This window comes from Olavius algarvensis spirochete endosymbiont (genome assembly GCA_900608495.1).
Classification (GTDB): domain Bacteria; phylum Spirochaetota; class Spirochaetia; order DSM-2461; family DSM-2461; genus UBA2779.
On the sequence record UWYT01000160.1, the window covers coordinates 1 to 18,110 of the forward strand.

12 protein-coding genes and 1 pseudogene are annotated in these 18,110 nt (G+C 50.9%); 12 read left to right on the forward strand and 1 reads right to left on the reverse strand.

The genetic code is table 11. The features are described from left to right. The 12 genes from ygfK to ygeW form a co-directional block, all read left to right on the forward strand. A partial coding sequence (gene ygfK / locus S1OALGB6SA_RS04015) for a putative selenate reductase subunit YgfK (protein ID WP_124032638.1) occupies positions 1-2,491 on the forward strand: 2,491 nt, incomplete at its 5' end. A 6-nt stretch (positions 2,492-2,497) separates the two neighbouring features. After that, entirely contained in the window at positions 2,498-3,856 is a 1,359-nt protein-coding gene (gene ssnA / locus S1OALGB6SA_RS04020) for a putative aminohydrolase SsnA (RefSeq protein WP_124032639.1), read from the forward strand. A gap of 29 nt (positions 3,857-3,885) precedes the next feature. After that, entirely contained in the window at positions 3,886-5,118 is a 1,233-nt protein-coding gene (locus S1OALGB6SA_RS04025; protein WP_124032640.1) for a YgeY family selenium metabolism-linked hydrolase, read from the forward strand. Then, positions 5,115-6,299: a threonine synthase gene (locus S1OALGB6SA_RS04030; protein WP_124032641.1), complete on the forward strand. Its 1,185-nt coding sequence runs from the start codon at positions 5,115-5,117 to the stop codon at positions 6,297-6,299. Before S1OALGB6SA_RS04025 ends, S1OALGB6SA_RS04030 begins: the two co-directional genes overlap by 4 nt. A gap of 2 nt (positions 6,300-6,301) precedes the next feature. Then, positions 6,302-8,506 carry a xanthine dehydrogenase family protein molybdopterin-binding subunit gene (locus S1OALGB6SA_RS04035; RefSeq protein WP_124032642.1) on the forward strand — a complete coding sequence of 735 codons (2,205 nt, stop codon included), beginning with the start codon at positions 6,302-6,304 and terminating at the stop codon, positions 8,504-8,506. Positions 8,507-8,508: 2 nt separating this feature from the next. Continuing rightward, positions 8,509-8,979, forward strand: coding sequence for a (2Fe-2S)-binding protein (locus S1OALGB6SA_RS04040; protein WP_306766983.1), 471 nt, complete (start codon positions 8,509-8,511; stop codon positions 8,977-8,979). Continuing rightward, on the forward strand, positions 8,973-9,917 hold the full coding sequence (locus tag S1OALGB6SA_RS04045; protein ID WP_037564237.1) for an FAD binding domain-containing protein: 945 nt from the start codon (positions 8,973-8,975) through the stop codon (positions 9,915-9,917). Before S1OALGB6SA_RS04040 ends, S1OALGB6SA_RS04045 begins: the two co-directional genes overlap by 7 nt. Beyond that, positions 9,910-11,376: a pyridoxal-phosphate dependent enzyme gene (locus tag S1OALGB6SA_RS04050; RefSeq protein WP_037564240.1), complete on the forward strand. Its 1,467-nt coding sequence runs from the start codon at positions 9,910-9,912 to the stop codon at positions 11,374-11,376. The genes S1OALGB6SA_RS04045 and S1OALGB6SA_RS04050 overlap by 8 nt, the downstream gene beginning before the upstream one ends. Beyond that, on the forward strand, positions 11,373-12,740 hold the full coding sequence (locus S1OALGB6SA_RS04055) for an 8-oxoguanine deaminase (RefSeq protein WP_124032643.1): 1,368 nt from the start codon (positions 11,373-11,375) through the stop codon (positions 12,738-12,740). The genes S1OALGB6SA_RS04050 and S1OALGB6SA_RS04055 overlap by 4 nt, the downstream gene beginning before the upstream one ends. Beyond that, a complete protein-coding gene (locus tag S1OALGB6SA_RS04060; protein ID WP_037564246.1) occupies positions 12,737-13,531 on the forward strand; it encodes an FAD binding domain-containing protein in 795 nt (264 codons plus the stop codon). Before S1OALGB6SA_RS04055 ends, S1OALGB6SA_RS04060 begins: the two co-directional genes overlap by 4 nt. Then, positions 13,528-16,398, forward strand: coding sequence for a molybdopterin-dependent oxidoreductase Mo/Fe-S-binding subunit (locus S1OALGB6SA_RS04065; protein ID WP_124032644.1), 2,871 nt, complete (start codon positions 13,528-13,530; stop codon positions 16,396-16,398). Before S1OALGB6SA_RS04060 ends, S1OALGB6SA_RS04065 begins: the two co-directional genes overlap by 4 nt. 14 nt (positions 16,399-16,412) lie before the next feature. Then, on the forward strand, positions 16,413-17,600 hold the full coding sequence (gene ygeW / locus S1OALGB6SA_RS04070) for a knotted carbamoyltransferase YgeW (protein ID WP_037564250.1): 1,188 nt from the start codon (positions 16,413-16,415) through the stop codon (positions 17,598-17,600). Between the two features lie 96 nt (positions 17,601-17,696). Here ygeW and S1OALGB6SA_RS10145 read toward each other — a convergent pair. Next, positions 17,697-18,110: pseudogene (locus tag S1OALGB6SA_RS10145) on the reverse strand (hypothetical protein); the annotation flags it as partial.

Consider the following 18,110-nt stretch of genomic DNA (forward strand, 5'->3'; position numbering starts at 1 on the left):
GATTCCGAGTGAGATTGTTCAGAGTGTTTCGATTTCCACGATGCACGGCTGTCTTCCAGCCGAGATTGAATCGATTTGCAGCTATATGATTGAAGAGAAGGGGCTGGATACCTATGTGAAACTCAATCCCACCTTGCTGGGCTACGATAAGGTGAGAGAAATTTTGGATGGACTTGGATTCAAGAACGTCAAAATGAATCGGGAATCCTTTACTCACGATTTGCAGTGGAAAAATGGAAAAGTGATGCTCGGCCGCCTGATGGCTTTGGCGCGGGAGAAGAATCGGCGTTTTGGGGTGAAGCTAACTAACACTTTGGCCTCGGTTAACAACAGAGAGGAACTTCCCGGAGAGGAAATGTACATGTCCGGCAGGGCGCTCTACCCCATCACGGTGGCGGTTGCCGCGATGATTTCCAATGAGTTCGATGGACTCATTCCCATTTCCTATTCCGGCGGCGTCTCGGCGTACACCGCGAAAGATCTTCTGGCAACGGGGATTAGACCACTCACGCTCTGCTCCGATATGCTCAAGCCGGGTGGATATAGTCGTCAGAAGCAAATTGTCAAGTTTTTGGAGGATGCGTCTGGATGGGATTTGCCAAGTATTGATGTGTCCGCGTTGACTCAGTTGGCAGAGCGTGCCAGGTGGGAGAAAAGCTCATTAAAGGCATTTAGAGGAGAAGATGTAGTTCAGCACGAGGGAGTTTTACCGGGAAGCGACTGCTATGTGGCGCCCTGTGTAAGCGCCTGCGCAATTGAACAGCATATACCGGAGTATATCAGGCTGGTGGGCGAGAAACGCTATGCCGATGCCCTCGAACTTATCTACGAGCGCAATGCCCTGCCGTCTATCACGGGATCGATATGCGATCATCAGTGTCAGATTCGTTGTACGCGTTTGGATTATGAGGGTGCGGTCAATATTCGGGAAATCAAGTTGATGGCGGTGGAAAAGGGTATGGAAGAATGGCGTACTCGCTGGAAGGCCGCCAAGAAGAGAAATACTCCCCAATTGGCGGTTGTCGGCGCCGGGCCTGCGGGTCTTAGCGCGGCTTTCTTTCTCGCACGGGCGGGAATAAAAGTTACGGTGTTTGAACGGGAGAGCGACGCTGGGGGAGTTGTACGCTACGTGGTTCCCCATTTCCGCATTAGTCGAGAGGCCATTGAAAGCGATATCAATGTGATTCTTGCTATGGGAGTGGAATTTAAGTTCAATCAGAGAAAACTGAGCGTGGCGAATCTCAAAGCACAGGGATTTGACAAGGTTATTTTGGGAATTGGCACCTGGAAGAGCCCTAACTTACCTGTGAAGGGCGACAATCCCAATATCATTCCTTCCATTAAGTTCCTTTATGACTTCAACCACGGAATTTTCCCGAAAAATATGGGAGAAAGGGTGGTAACAGTGGGCGCTGGTGATACCTCGATGGACTCAGCGCGTTCAGCACTGAGACTGCCTGGTGTCAAAGAGAGTTGGATTCTTTACAGGCGTGCTTTTGAACAAATGCCGGCCAGTCAAGAGGAATATGAGGATGCGTTAGCGGAGGGGGTGAAGTTTGCCTTCCTGCGTAACCCCGAACGTTTTGATTCCGATGGAACTCTTAGTGCCAGGGTGATGGAACTTGGGGAGAAGGATGCATCCGGGAGACGCCGTCCGGTGCCAACGGATAGAACCGAAACCTGGGAGGTTGGCACTATATTATATGCGATTGGAGATATGCCTGAGACGGATAATTACCTGGAGCTCGGTTTAGAGGCCGATGAGCGTGGCCGAGTGCTACACGACGCAAATCAGATGTCCGAGCAGGAAGGGGTTTATTTGGCTGGGGATGGGCGAACTGGTGCGGCCACGATTGTGAACTGCATCGCCGAAGGCCGTCGAGTGGCAGACACGATTATGGCGGGTATCGAATCGAACTGGCACTACAATGAGAAAGTTCCGTTCTGGCCGATGAATGAGCGCCGCGATGAGATTCGGATTAAGAAGGGTGAGATTACAACCCATCTGGGACGGCATCACGACAGGGAGAACCCCGAGGCCTATGCCAAAATCGAGCGAGCACGGTGTTTGGAATGTAACCATATCTGCGATAAATGCGTGGATGTCTGCCCGAATCGGGCCAATGTATCAATCCCGATAGATATCAATGCAGAATCTCTTTTCACCGATCCTGGTCAGATAGTTCATATTGACGCCTACTGCAACGAATGTGGTAATTGTGGTCACTTCTGCCCTTGGACCACAGGAGTTCCCTACAAGGATAAGCCGACAATTTTCAATACCAGAGAGGATTTCGATGACAGCAGTAATCCTGGCTGGTTTTTGCGAGGTGACAAGCTGTGTTGGCGTATGAATGGCAAATTGGGGGAAAGTGCAATAATTGACGGATGTATCCAGGGAATTCCAACGGGAGGGGAGAGATTTTTCCGACTGTTCGAGTTGGTGCTGGAGAAGCGTCCATCGCTATTTGGGCGTGTTGAAGAACTCTGAGGAAGTATGAAGTTCAAGAAAACATCAAGAAACAATGCAATAGTTATTAAAGGAGTCTGCGCGATTGAGTTCGATCCACCACGTATTCGAGAGAATATGGATGTGCTTATCGAAGGCAACAGGATCGCTTCGTTGACCCAGAGCACAGCGCGCAAGTATGAAGACTGTGAGCTAATCGATGGTAGAGGGAAGATAGTGTTTCCGGGCATTGTCTGTTCCCACCACCACATCTATTCGGCTCTAAGCCGGGGGATTTTGGTTCCGATTGGGCCAACGAACGATTTTGTCTCGATACTCAAAAATCTCTGGTGGCGCCTCGATAGGGCGATAGATAGGGATACGCTTCACTTCAGCACGCTTGTTGCGTCTATGGATGCGATTCGCTGCGGCACCACTGCAATTATCGATCACCATGCATCTCCCTCATTCATCGAAGGTTCGTTGGATGTAATCAAACGGGGTATGGAGTTTGTTGGCGTAAGAGGAGCCACTTGCTACGAGGTAACGGATAGGCATGGGCGAGAAGAGATGCATGCTGGGATTGAAGAGAATCGGCGTTTTGCTTTAGATATTGAGCAAGAGAAGAATGCAGGAGCACATCTGGTTGAGGCACATGTTGGAGGACATGCTCCCTGCACACTGCCCGAAGAGGCCTATGAGCGCATGGGCGGAGTTATACGCGAAACAGGCAGAGGCTTGCATCTTCATGTTGCCGAGGACAGGTATGATGTTTCACAGTCCCACATTGTCTATGGAGAGGACATTGTAAGGCGTCTGGATCGGCATGGCTTGTTGGATGAGAAAACGATTTTGGTGCATGGAGTGCATCTGATAGAGGAAGAAGTTGATCTACTCAATGAGCGAGACAGTTTCCTGGTGCATAACGTTCGTTCAAATATGAACAACAATGTGGGCTATAACAGGCTTCTTCCGAGATTGCGAAATCTTGCCTTGGGTACTGATGGTATTGGGGCGGATATGTTTGCCGAGTTGCAAACAGCATATTTTAAGCACAAGGATGATGGCGGGCCGTGGTGGCCGGGCGAGTTTTTGGCCGGCCTGCAGGCGGGTAATCGAATTCTGGAGCGCTGTTTTGGAGCTCGGTTTGGGCGCCTGGAATCAGGATATATGGCAGATTTGGTTGTGGCCCAGTACAATCCTCCAACCCCGCTCAGCGCCGAAAACCTTGCGGGGCATTTTGTTTTCGGTCTTTCTTCGGGGATTGTACAGACTGTGATAGTTAATGGTTGCGTAGTGCTGAGAGATGGCAAATTCAGCGCTGAGATTGATGATGAGGAAATTGCTGCTGGGGCCAGGAAACAGGCTGACTTGCTCTGGAAGCGGATGGAAGAAATAGTTCCTTAGACGAGTTCACCTTTGGTAAGGATGAGAAGATGAATTTTGAGAGAAGGGCAAAGGATATTTGGAAGATGGCGGAGAACTATCGCGATGATACCGCGAAGTTTCTCTCAGATATGGTGAGAATCAGATCGTATAGTGGACAGGAAGAGGAAATTTGTAAACATATCGCTTCACTCTGTGAGGATTTGGACTTTGATGAGGTGAAAATTGACGGACTGGGATCGGTACTTGCGAGGATTGGAAGCGGAAGAAAGATTTTAGCGATAGATGCGCACGTTGATACGGTGGAAGTTGGTGATTTGAGTCAATGGGAACGACATCCTTTCAGTGGTGATATCAGGGATGGTTTGGTGTATGGCAGAGGTTCGTCGGATCAGAAGGGGGGGGCCGCCGCAATGCTGAGCGCGGGCAGGATTTTGAAGAAATTGAATTATGACGATGAATGGACGGTTTGGTTTGCCTTTACGGTAATGGAGGAGGACTGCGATGGGATGTGTTGGAAATACCTGATAGAGGAGGAGGACTTGGTGCCGGATTTCATTCTCTCTACGGAACCCACCAGCTGCCGTTTAGCACGTGGGCATAGGGGCAGGATGGAAATGGAATTGAAATTGAAGGGCATTTCCGCGCATGGTTCTGCTCCTGAACGAGGTGACTCGGCCGCATATAAGGCGGCGCGGGCGGCTCTCGCGATGGAGATGTTGAATGAGGAATTGAAACCGGACGAGGAGGGTTTTCTGGGAAAGGGGAGCATTGTTGTCAGTCAAATCGATGTTAAGGGGCCGAGCCAATGCGCAGTTCCGGATGTGGCGCGTTTGTATATGGACCGACGCCTTACCTGGGGCGAGAATGCCGAGTTGGCGATTGGTCAAGTTAAGGAAAAAGTTGGGCAGGCGCTGGGCGTGGACAATGTGGACTGTGTGATGCCGGACTACGCCAAGACCGGCTGGAGAGGAACGAAGTATTCACAAGAACTTTATTTTCCTACTTGGAAAACTAATGAGGGGCATCCTTTGGTTCAGGCCGGTGTGCGGGCCTATAAAGGCTTATTTGCTAAGGCGCCGGCGGTGGACAAGTGGGTTTTCAGCACGAATCTGGTATCGGCGTCCGGCAGACACGGCATCCCGGGAATTGGTTTTGGTCCCGGGGATGAGAAAGAGGCCCATGCCCCCAACGAGGTGAACCGGATTGAGGACTTGGTAATATGCAGCGCATTTTACGCAAGCTTGGTTTATGCGTTGGAAGGCGTGAAGGCTAGCCGTTGAACTTCGAGTATTCCTGCATCGAGTGTGGGAATTCCTATCCCATTGTCGAAGGTCGTTATCTTTGTGATAATTGCTCATCCATGCAGGAAGAAAACGAACCCCTGAGAGGTCTCTTGGAGGTTCGCCTTTCCGGCGATCCACCTGGAGATTGGGCGGCCGTTGAACTTGGCAAGCCGACGCCTTGTCCTGATGTTAGGGAGCTGTTGCCGGTTGAAAAAGTTTTCTTACCTTCAATCCCGGTGGGTAATACTCCACTATGGACCCCTAAGCGGCTTCGAAAGGAACTGGGGCTGTATAGACTGTTTCTAAAGGATGAAGGGGCCAATCCGACAGGATCCTTGAAAGACCGGGCTAGTTATTTGGTAGCCGGTTTTGCTGTCAAACATGGACTTAAGGATGTTATTGTGGCTTCCACAGGCAATGCCGGGAGTTCGATGGCAGGTGTCGGCGCGGCGGGAAATCTTAACGTGAGGCTTTATTTGCCAACCTCGGCACCCGAGGCGAAGATGGTTCAAGCGCTGCAGTATGGAGCGAAAATTATCAGGGTTAACGGCAGTTATGATACTGCCTTCGATATGTCTCTCGCCTATGCAACGGAGCAGGGTGGCTTATCTAGGAATACAGCGCATAATCCCTTAACTGTGGAGGGTAAGAAGACAGTTTCGCTGGAGATTTTTTTGCAACTTGGGAAAAGAGTTCCGGATTTGATTTATGTGCCCACAGGGGACGGCGTGATTCTCTCGGGAGTGTATAAAGGCTTTGAGGATTTGATAACCCTGGGATTGGCAGACACGATGCCAACGTTGATCTGTGTTCAGGCCAAGGGCAGCGCGGCCATTTCAAGAGCTTATGAGAAGGGGGAATTTGGACCGGTTAGTCCTGCCTCTACCGTTGCGGATTCTATTTCGGTGGATGTACCCCGCGGGGGAATTTTTGCACTGGATCGCCTGAAAAGGCATGGAGGGCGCTGCGTTACGGTGAGTGACGAGGCTATTATTGTTGCACAGCGGCGGCTTTCCAAATCGAGCGGGTTCTTCGCTGAACCAGCAGCAGCTGCCGCTTTTGCGGGTCTCTTGGCCGATATCGATTCTGGAAGTGGCCCCAGGGCCGGCAATCTAGTTGTGTTACTCTTAACCGGTAATGGCCTGAAAGATATCGCTACGGCGTTAAAAGGAGTGTAATCGTGAAGTCGATAAGTCAATCAATTCCCAGGCCCGATGGCATGGCGAAGGCTGATGGTTCGGCACTCTATGTGGCCGATTTGCAATTCGATGGAACTGAAGGCGGACGGAGCCCTGATGGCGCTGTGGCACTTGGATCGGAGTCGGGTTTGTCAAAGGATATGCTTCTGGGCCGTTTCTACCGTTCACCGTATCCGAGGGGTAAAATTCGCCGTCTGCAGCTGCCAGAATGTCCACCTGGATATCATATAATTAGTGCCGCCGATATCCCACAGGGCGGAAAAAATGAAATTCCGATGGCAGCCTCACGAGATATGCCCTGCTTTGCCGAAAATGAAATTCGCTATGCGGGTCAGATTGTCGCGTTGGTGGCAGGGCCTGATGCCTATGAAATTGAACGATTAATTCGGGCGATCGAGCTGGAGGTGGATGAGACTCCGGTAGTCAAGAATATTGATGAGGCCCTGGCCCTAAAAGGCGGCGCCATTCATGGGGAGGACAATATTTTCTGCAGGGTGGATTTGGACGAAGGCGAAGTTGATGAGGTTTTCGCCGGTGCCGCAAGCGTGGTTGAGGGCGTTTATGAAACCGGCTTCCAGGAACAGTTCTATATGGAAGGGCAGGGTTTGATTGCCTGGCGGACTGGAAACAAGTGTGGTGTCCGAGGTTCGATGCAGTGCCCTTACTATGTACATCATGCGGTTAGCCACGTGTTGGGCTTGAAACACGATGAGATTAGGGTGATTGCTGATACGATAGGCGGCGGCTTCGGTGGCAAGGAAGATTACCCGGAGATTATGGGAGCCCCGCTGGCAGTGGCATCCTGGGTGAGCGGAAAGCCGATAAGAATGCTGATGGATAGAGTGGAGGATATGGCCTTCACAAGTAAGCGCCATCCCTCCAGGTGCGTTTATCGCAGCGCCCTCGACAGCGAAGGCAGGATTTTGGCCATTGATGCCACCGTTGATTTAGATGGCGGTGCATACGAAACCTACACCAAGATAGTGCTGATGAGGGCGGTATTTCACTCCCTTGGGGTTTATGCAATACCGGTTTTCCGAATTCGTGGGAGGGGCATAGCGACTAACACGGTTCCATCTGGAGCTTTCAGAGGCTTCGGTGCACCGCAATCCCTTTTTGGGATAGAGATGCATATGGAAGAAATCGCAAGACGAAACAGATGCGAGGTGCTCGATTACAAAAGGAATTATTTTCTGAAAAAGGGTGACACTACGGTTACCGGTGGAATCTTCAGGGATGAGATTATACTGGACAAGCTAATTGCGGAAGCAGAACGCTTATCCGGCTACTCCGGCAAGCGTATAAAACTTGGCCGAGGTAAAGGCCAGGGCATAGGCATGTCCTTCATTCTCCATGGCTGCGGCTTTACTGGCGATGGCGAGCAGAAGATAATCAAGGGCAAGGCGGTTTTGAAAAAACACCGTGATGACAAAGTTGAAATTCTTTGCGCTGCGGTGGATTTCGGTCAGGGTCCGCAGACTACATTTAGAAAGGTAGTAGCCAGAGTGCTCGGTATTGAACCCAACACGGTTATATTCAATTATCCTGATACTGATTTTGTACCTGATTCTGGCCCTACGGTGGCCAGTCGAACAATCATGATTGTTGGCTATCTTCTGCAAAAGGCGGCTGAGGAACTGAAAGCCATATGGGTTGAGGGTGAGGAACAAGTAGTGGAACAGAACTATCAAATGCCGCCTGGTATGAGTTGGGATCAAGAGCGACTACGTGGTGATTCCTATGCCACCTATGGATGGGGAGTCAATGTTTGCGAGGTTGAATTAGATTTCTTAACCTGGGAAACCAAAGTTATCGGTGCATGGGCCGTCTTTGATGTTGGACGGGCTGTGGATCATCGGGTTGTTAACGGCCAGATTCAAGGTGGCATGAGCCAGGCTCTGGGCTATGGGGCTATGGAAAAATTGGAGGTGGATAGCAAGGGGCAATTCAGACAGATAACGATGGCGGATTATATGGTTCCCACCAGTGTGGATTTTCCGAGGACTGAGGCTCTAACGGTGGATAATCCCTATCTCTACGGGGCCTTTGGAGCCAAGGGTATGGGGGAGATGGTGCATGATGGGGGCCATGCTGCCTTTGCGGCCGCTGTTGAACAGGCCTGTGGAAAGGCTTGCACGACAATCCCTCTGGTTCCAGAAACCCTGATGGAAATAATGGAGGCTTGATTGTGATAAGGCTTCGTATCAATGGTTTGGAACGAGAAGTAGAAATTCCGCATCCAATGTATCGCCTGCTGGATGTTCTACGAGAGGATATTGGTTTAACGGGAGCAAAGGAAGGTTGTGGAGAGGGCGAGTGCGGGGCTTGCGCAGTATTGCTAAACGGCGTTCTTGTGAATAGCTGTCTGATACCTGCTTCTCAGGTTGATGAAGCCGATATTCTTACACCTGAAGGCCTGGCAGAAACCGAGGCAGGAAAGCTTCTGGCAAAGTGCTTCACCGAATGCCATGGTGCGCAGTGCGGTTTTTGTACACCGGGAATGATGATGGCCGCAGCAGAACTTCTATTCACGAACAGGAAACCAACGGAGGTGGAGATTAGAGAGGCGCTGGCGGGAAATATCTGTCGTTGTACGGGTTACGATATGATTATCGATGCCGTTCAACTGGCAACTGAGAGGGGGGCCAACATATGGTAGAAGTCTTTAAGCCGACTTCACTTGCTGAGGCATTGAGAATACGTGCGGATAAACATGCGATTCCCTTCGCCGGCGGCACCGATTTAATGGTTCGTTTTCGGGCTAGAGATGGCATGGCGCCGTCCTTCAAATCGCCCATACTCTTTGTGGATGCGCTTCCGGAATTCAATACAATTCGCATGTTCAATGGGGGTTTGAAAATTGGTGCCTCCTTGCCTTTATCAATCCTGGCAGGCGATCGTGGCGCCGTCAATGGCGGAACTGGGACGGGAGCTACCTCAGGCGTTGTACCTGATGCCGCGGTTTTGGCAACAATACCAGGCGTATTGAAAGCTGCTGCGGCCGAAGTGGGAGCACCGGCCCTCAGAAACAGGGCTACCATAGGTGGCAATTTGGCAAACGCATCGCCCGCAGGGGACAGTATTGCCGCCCTTTACGCACTAAGCGCGGAAATTATTTTAGTTTCCCTAAGCGGCGAGCGCATGATTCCCATTGAGAAATTCATTCTGGGGCCCGGGGAAATCAGCCTCAAAGAAGATGAAATTATTCACACGATACATATACCGGCGCCTCTGCCGGACTGGACTTATTGGCGCAAAGTGGGAACCAGGCGAGCAAACGCTTTAACCAAAATTTCCCTTGCGGCTGCTGCGTCAATCAAAGATGGCAGAGTTGAGAGTTGTTCCTTTGCCTTTGGGGCCGTTGGGCCCAGAGTAATCCGAGTACATGAGATTGAAAGTCTATTGCAGAGTCGATTTCCAGTTGTTCAAGAAGCGAAATTGAAGGAAATCATTGCTGAAGCGAAAAAATTTGCCTCATCGATGATTACGCCGATAGACGATCAGCGCTCCACGGCCAAGTATCGCAAAACCGTAGCCTTGAATCTAATAGGCGATGCCATCGCGTCGCTTGTCGAGGAACTGAAACTCGGTGATTAATTTGAGCAGAAATGAACCCCAAATCGCAGAGAATGCTAAAATTTGCGCCAAGCAGGGAATTATACTTCCTACTTATGCACAAATGGCCAATCCAACCATGATTCCGGAAAGTATCAAGCAGGAGTTGAAAAAAATCGGGCGTGATGAAGTGCATTCGAGAAATCTCTTCAGGGTTAACTGGGAAAATGAACCGGTGGAGTCTGGCGGCGGATTCACCGGCATAAACCATCTGATAATTCCCTTCGAACTTTCCGGCACTAGAGCGAGAATTATTGGGTTGGCGGGAAAATTTTTCCCCACGGGCGCCCATAAAGTGGGTGCTGCCTTTAGCTGTCTGGCTCCAACTTTAGTTAGCGGCCAGTTCAACCCCGAGGCAAGTATGGCCGTTTGGCCCTCCACCGGCAACTACTGCCGTGGCGGTGCTTATATATCACGCCTGCTAGCCTGCAAATCCATTGCCATCCTGCCGCGGGAAATGTCCCGTGAACGCTTTAAATGGCTGGAAGAAGTGGCAGATGAAACCATCGCTACGCCTGGTTCTGAAAGCAATGTCAAGGAGATATTTGATAAATGCCATGAATTGAAGGCCGAGCGCGACGCCAATGTATTCATCTTCAATCAGTTCGATCAAATGCCCAATCATCTCTGGCATCATGAAGTTACAGGTGTGGCAATGGAGAAGCTCTTCAAGCAGCTCGCTGGCCCGCAGAGTCGTATGGCGGGCATCTGTCTCTCTTCAGGTTCCGCGGGCACTCTGGGCGCAGCTTCCTATATCAGGAAGCTTTTTCCCGGCTCTAAGCTTGCTGTTAGCGAAGCCCTACAATGTCCAACGCTTACCAACAATGGTTTTGGAGCCCATCGCATCGAGGGAATTGGAGACAAGCACGTACCCTGGGTGCATAATATGCGCGATACCGACATGGTAATCGCTATAGACGACGAACATACAATTAGGCTCCTAAGGCTGTTTAACGAGGAGGCAGGCAGGGAATATCTGTCCACCAGGGACGTCCCTGCCGACACACTGGATAGAATCGATTTACTTGGTATCAGCGGCATATGCAACCTGCTCACGGCCATCAAATTTGCAAAGTACTACGAGCTTGACGAGGAAGATGTTGTTATAACCGTATTCACCGATTCAGAGTCCATGTACTCTTCGCGCCTGAAAGAACTTCGCCAGGAGCGGGGCATCTACACCCGTGAGAACGCCATTGCCGATTATCAGTTGCTAAACGGTGTGGGAATTGATCATACACATGAGCTAAGCTATCAGGATAAGAAGCGAATTCACAATCTGAAGTACTATACCTGGGTGGAGCAACAGGGGAAAACCTATGATGAGATAAATGCGCAGTGGTATCAGAAGGACTATTGGAATAAAATATATGAATCGAGGAAAAAATTGGATAAGATGATAGAAGAATTCAATCAAAAAGTACTGTCGATAAAGAGATGATTCATATAAAAAACGCCATGTCGGTTCTTCCGGGCAGCGATGCTCCGCAGATAAGGAACTGCGATATACTTATCGAGGACAATCAGATTCTTGAAGTGGGAAGCAATCTCTCCCCTCCGACAGAATCTGAGGTGAAAACCATTAATGCTGCAGGAATGGTGGTGGTTCCTGGAATGGTAAATACTCATCACCATTTTTACCAAACCTTTACTCGGAATCTTCCGGCTGTCCAAAATGCCGAGTTATTCGACTGGCTGGTTTACTTATACGATATCTGGAAGCACATGGATGCAAACACAGTTTGGTGGTCTACGGCGTTAGCCGGCGCTGAACTGCTTAAAACCGGTTGTACCACAAGTTCCGATCATCACTATCTATACCCAGAGGGGATTGGTGCGGATATTATGGCGCTTCAATTCGATGCAGCGAGCAGAGTTGGCATCCGATTCTGCCCCACTAGAGGTTCCATGAGCCGTTCCAAGAAGGACGGCGGACTACCGCCCGATACAACAGTGCAAAGCGAGGAGATTATACTTGCCGATAGCGAGCGAGTTATCAAGGCGTTTCATGACAGTCAGCCCCATGCAATGCGCAAAGTTGCCTTGGCTCCGTGCAGCCCTTTCTCGGTTTCCGAGGAACTCATGAGGCAAACCGCAACCCTCGCGCGAAGATATGGGATTCGCATGCATACTCATCTTGCTGAAACGAAGGACGAAAACGATTACTGCATGCAAATCTATAAACGCCGACCACTGCAACTAATGGAAGATTGTAACTTCGTTGGCGAAGATGTCTGGTTTGCCCACGGTATTTTCTTCAATGATTCCGAGATAGATCGGTTGGCAGACACCGGAACACATATTGCCCATTGCCCAAGTTCGAATATGCGCCTCGGATCGGGGATTTGTCGGGTTCGGGAAATGCTCGATAAGAACGTCAATGTTTCAATCTCCATAGATGGTTCGGCATCTAACGACAGTTCCGATATGCTCGGCGAGGTTCGACAGGCACTGCTGCTCCAGCGGGTCACCAAGGGTGCCTCCGCTCTGAATGCCAAGGAAGCATGGAAGATGGCAAGCGAGAATGGGGCCTGTCTGCTGGGTTTCGAGAAGATTGGAAGAATCGAGGCTGGCTGGGCCGCAGATCTTGCCATATTCGATGTAATGGACATCCCCTATGTGGGAGCTCTCAGCGATCCGACCGCCGCCCTGATTTTTGCCGGCTGCAATCATGAAACCGCTTATACAATCGTGAATGGCAGAGTGGTGGTGGAAAGGGGACGCCTTGTGGGAATCGCAGAAGAAGAACTTGTAGCCAAGGCTTCGGAGGCCGTAAACAGTTTATATAGGAGGTCTGAACTATGATTCAAAATTATTACAGGGCATCGGATGCAGCCGATGCAATCGCCTTGAAAAAGGCGCATTCACAGGCCGTTTTCCTTGCCGGCGGCACTCAGATAAACAGGGGGGCCCCATACGGGAAAACGCCGGAAATCGTAATCGACATTCATGATGCCTTATCAAAAACAATCGTCAAGGAAGGAGTTGAGATAATCATTGGCGCAATGGCCACTCTGCAGGAAGTGGTCGACAGCGAGTTGATTCCCTCCGCGCTAAAGGAAGCGGCTGCATTCATACCAACCCGCAGTATTCGCAATCAGGCGAGCATTGGAGGCAATATAGGAGCCGCCTGCCCGGATTCCTACATAATACCAACCTTAATCGCGCTATCAGCTACCCTTGGCACGGCTTATGGCAGGATGCAAGTGGAAGAATACCTGGAGCAGGGTAACAAGGAACTGATATACGATATCTGCCTCCCGGAGCAGCCTGATTCGATTGTGGCGGTAAAGGAGTCCCGATCTCACATTGCTCCCCCCGTGGTTAGCGCGGCTGTCTCACTGAGGCGAAATGACAACAAGTCGCTGCGCGCCTGCGTTACTCTCGGCTGTGTGGCATCCAGGACTCTTCGTTTGCGTGAAGTGGAACAGGGGCTGGAGTCTGGTACCTTGAAGTTCCGTGAAGACATGGAAAAAGCAATCGGGGCTTCTATAAAACCCAAATCGGACATCTTGGGAAGCGTGGGATATAAAACCTACATTAATTCCGTGGTAGTGGCTGATGCGATAGTCCGCTGTTTGGAGGAGCTTTCATGATAATCAATCTGATATTGGATGGAAGAGAAAGAACAATCGAGGCCAGGTGCGGCCTGAGTGCCCAGAACTTGCTGAAACAACTGGGTGTGAACTCAGTAAGAAACAGTGATGATGGATTTGGGTTTGCCGGTTCGGATACGATACTGCTGGATGGGAAGATTGTCGGCGCGAATTTAATGATTGCAGCCCAGCTCGATGGGCGGGAAGTTAAAACCGTCAACTCACTGCGAAAGGGAAGAGCCCTCTCAACCGTGCAAGAAGCAATGATAGAAGCTTGCTGTGTACAGTCAGGTTACAATGCACCGGCCGCCGCTCTGATGATACACGATCTAATCGAGAGGATAGACTCTCCCAGCCGTGCCGATGTGCAGGATGCTCTTTCGGGCCTGTTCAACCGCGCAACTGGTTACGAACAGTTTTTCGAGGCGGTTCGAATCGCGGTAGCTAAGAAAAAGAATCAAGCTTACAGTCCAGCGAAGACAGGCAGCTTCGGCGGCACTTCCCGCTATGTAGGGAAAAGCTATCGTAAAATTGATGCAACAAAACTGGTTGCGGGCGAAAGAGCTTTTGTGGAAGACCGTGTGGAAGAAGATGCATGCATATTGAAAGTTTTACGCAGTCCCCACGCTCATGCCAATATAAAATCGATCGACACTAGCGCCGCAGAGGCCCTTCCGGGAGTCGTAGCGGTATTTACACATAAGAATGTGCCGCATAAACCATACGGTCAGGCGGGTCAGGGTTTCCCGGAGCCCTCACCCTACGACAGGGTTTTACTCGATACCAAGATACGCCACCATGGTGATAGGGTAGCCGCTGTTCTGGCAGAAGATGAAGAAACCGCGATTCGCGGTTGCGAACTAATCAAGGTGGAATACGAACTTCTTCCCGTCATCATGGATTGGGATGATGCGAAGGCCGAAGGAGCGGCTCTGGTTCATGATGGTCCAATCATCTATGTCAACGGCGCTCCGGAAAATCTGAAGGAGCTTAACAGAGAGGCGAATCCGAAAGAAACCCCCGTCGTCTATCAGTTTCCCATAGGCGGCAATCCCAGAAAAAACATCTCCTCCTATGTGGAGGGCGGTATAGGAGATGTCGAAAAGGGCTTTGAGGAGGCTGATGTAATTCTGGATAAAACCTATCAAACCACGCAAATCCAATGCACTCCACTTGAACTGCACACCACTTATGTCAAACCCGAGGGTGACAGACTTACCATACATGCTTCCACACAGGTGCCCTATCATCTTAGACGCATTGTTGCCGGTCAGCTTGGCGTTTCCGAAAACAAGATTAGAGTTATCAAGGAACGGGTCGGCGGTGGTTACGGCTCCAAACAGGACATACTCCTGGATGAGCTTGCCGCATGGGCAGCCCATACAAGTGCCAGGCCGGTTTTTCATCAATATACCCGAAGGGAAGAATTTATCTCCTCCAGCACCCGCAAACCCATGAGAGTCAGGGTGAAACTTGGTGCAACGAGGGAAGGCAAATTTACCGCTATGCAAATGGACGTGGAATCCAACCAGGGTGCCTATGGCGCCCACACATTAACCGTGCCGATGAATGGCGTTTCCAAAAGTCTGCCTCTCTTCCTCTGCGACAATGCTTGTTTTACCGTCACTTCCTACTACTCGAACATACCGCCCACCGGCGCCTATCAGGGCTATGGTGCTCCGAAGGTTAACTACGCCCTGCAGGTAGCGGTGAAGGAACTTGCCGAGAAACTGAACATCGAACACTATGAATTTGTTGAGAAGAATCGGGTTCGAAAAGGCGAGGTGCTTGAAATCCTCCGATGTCTCGGAGAGGGGAGGGAAGGCAAACCTGAATCCGTGGACAGTTGCGGCCTTGACGAGGCGTTGGCGCGGGGTTCAAAGCTTATCAATTGGAACAAGAAGGAAAAATCCACCCACCCGGACATCAAAATAGGCAAGGGACTGTGTATAATCCAGCAAGGCTCCGGCCTTCCTGGTATTGATCAGGCCAACTGCACGGTTAAAATGCTTGGCGATGGCAGCTTCGTTGTCCAATCGGGCGGAGCCGATCTGGGTAGCGGATTAGATACGGTGTCGGCGAAAATGGTAGCCGAGGTATTGAAAACTGATATTGACAGCGTGGCAGTTCAGTCCGGTGACACAGATGCCGCGCCGTTTGACACCGGAGCATATGCATCCAGCGGCACTTATTTTTCAGGCGGTGCCGCTCGGAACGCCGCCCAATTACTCTCAAGGATGATTCTCAAAGAGGCGGCCGTCATACTGAAAACCAGTCCAAATAAGCTTCAATTGGAATTCCCAGGCAAAGTGGTTGGTGAAGCCGGCGAAGTCAGCTATGCACAACTCGCCTGGCAAACCCAAGGTGGAGAGGGGAGTGGTCAACTTGTGGCAACCGCCAGCTTCACTACGAAAAAGTCTTCCTTTCCATACGGTGCGCACTTTGCTCAAGTGGCTGTAAACACTCTAACGGGCCGGGTGAGAATTCAGAAATACTATGCCCTGCAGGACTGCGGCACGCCCATAAATCCCGGATACGCAAAAGGGCAGATTTACGGTGGAGTTCTAAAATCAATCGGCCATGCCATGTACGAGGAGTTGCTCTTAGATGAAGATGGCTGCTGCCTAAACACCGATCTTAGAAGTTACGGCGTGCCAATGATTGGTGATGTTCCGGATGATTTCAAGGCGGAACTGGTGGAGGTAAACGATCCCTACGGCCCCTTTGGAGCCAAATCCATAGCGGAAATATCCGTAAACGGCGCTGCCCCCACACTGGCAAACGCAATACATGATGCTTGCGGAATCTGGCTTCGCAAGTGGCCATTTAGCCCCGAGAATGTCCTTCGGGCCCTCGGTAAGATATAGATTCGGAGAACAGGATGGACAAGAATTTAAGCACAGCTATCTCGGAACTAGCCGAGCTTGAAACTCAAGCAATGTATCAGAAAGATTTCCTTTTAAGCTGGGAGAAGAGCGATGAGGGAATCCGGTCCGTTTTCAAGATAGCCCAAACACTTCGCGCCTTTCGAAAGAGAAACATTTCCGCCAAATTGTTCGATTCGGGCTTGGCCATAAGCCTATTTCGCGACAATTCCACCCGCACCCGCTTCAGCTATGCCAGTGCCGCCAACATGCTTGGCCTTGAGGTGCAAGATTTGGATGAAAGCAAAAGCCAAATCGTCCATGGCGAAACCGTCCGCGAAACCGCAAACATGATAAGCTTCATGGCCGATGTAATCGGAATCCGAGACGATATGTATATCGGTAAGGGCAATGCCTACATGCGTGAAATGGCAAAAGCCGTCGAAGAGGGCTACAGAGACGGAATTTTGGAACAACGTCCCACTCTGGTGAATCTTCAGTGTGACATGGACCACCCCACCCAATCCATGGCCGATGCTCTCCATTTAATCGAATACTTCGGTGGCATCGAGAAGCTAAGGGGCAAGAAAATCGCCATGACCTGGGCCTACTCACCCTCCTATGGTAAGCCCTTGTCGGTGCCCCAGGGCATCATCGCTCTTTTCACCCGCCTGGGCATGGAGGTGCATCTTGCCCACCCAGATGGCTATGAAGTAATGGCCGAGGTGGAGCAAATTGCCACAAAAAATGCCGCCGATGGAGAGGGTTCTTTCACAAAAAGCAACTCCATGGCAGCGGCCTTTGAAGGTGCGCACATAGTCTACCCCAAATCCTGGGCACCCTATTCTGCCATGAAAAGGCGAACCGAGCTCTACGCCGAGAACGATTCGGCCGGAATAAAGGCACTGGAAAAAGAATTACTGGGGCAAAATGCCGAACACAGGGACTGGGAATGCAACAAGGCGCTGATGGCCAAAACGCAGAAGGCTCTCTACATGCACTGTCTTCCGGCCGACATCAGTGGGGTAAGCTGTGCCCGGGGCGAGGTTACGCCCCAGGTATTTGATGAACACCGCGCCGCTCTATACAAGGAAGCAAGCTACAAGCCTTACATCATCGCCGCCATGATACTGGTTTCCAAATTTCCAAAGCCCGCCGAAACCCTGGAGGAACTGTTATCAACGGCGCGGCCGAAAATTCGCTAGTTCTCAGAATTTGTTCTTCAGGCGAGAATCCTCATCATCTCAATGAAAAAGCCCCGGGAAAATCCGGGGCTCGCATGGAAAAAGAATCTAGTGATTCTAATAGTTCACGTAGACCACACCGGTGCCACCAGCGGCCGCATAACCTACAGGACCTCCTGCGCCCCCGCCGCCGGTATTTGCAGTCCCCTCCATTGGAGCGCGATTATCTATACCCCCGCCTCCATCCACACCTGCAAAGCTCATAATATATCGCCCCCCTGCGCCTCCACCACCCATCCATATGGTGGATCCATTGTAAGTTTTGATGGAACGTTTACCGTTCCTCGATCCGATTACGCCGCCTGCACCTGTGCCGTCGCCACCACTTGAAAGAGTTGCACTTCCTCCAGGATGCCTGTCCCCGGGAGGAGTAGGCTCTCCACTCGCACCCGATCCACTGCCACCGCCCAGGGCGCGAAGATACGAACCAAAACTAGTTGTACCGCCCAAACCACCAGGATTACCACCGCC

Coding starts and splice junctions, on each gene's coding strand:
- S1OALGB6SA_RS04025 (WP_124032640.1), top strand. CDS start 3,886: ATGAATTTTGAGAGAAGGGCAAAGGATATTTGGAAGATGGCGGAGAAC.
- S1OALGB6SA_RS04060 (WP_037564246.1), top strand. CDS start 12,737: ATGATTCAAAATTATTACAGGGCATCGGATGCAGCCGATGCAATCGCC.
- ygeW (WP_037564250.1), top strand. CDS start 16,413: ATGGACAAGAATTTAAGCACAGCTATCTCGGAACTAGCCGAGCTTGAA.
- S1OALGB6SA_RS04045 (WP_037564237.1), top strand. CDS start 8,973: ATGGTAGAAGTCTTTAAGCCGACTTCACTTGCTGAGGCATTGAGAATA.
- S1OALGB6SA_RS04055 (WP_124032643.1), top strand. CDS start 11,373: ATGATTCATATAAAAAACGCCATGTCGGTTCTTCCGGGCAGCGATGCT.
- ssnA (WP_124032639.1), top strand. CDS start 2,498: ATGAAGTTCAAGAAAACATCAAGAAACAATGCAATAGTTATTAAAGGA.
- S1OALGB6SA_RS04065 (WP_124032644.1), top strand. CDS start 13,528: ATGATAATCAATCTGATATTGGATGGAAGAGAAAGAACAATCGAGGCC.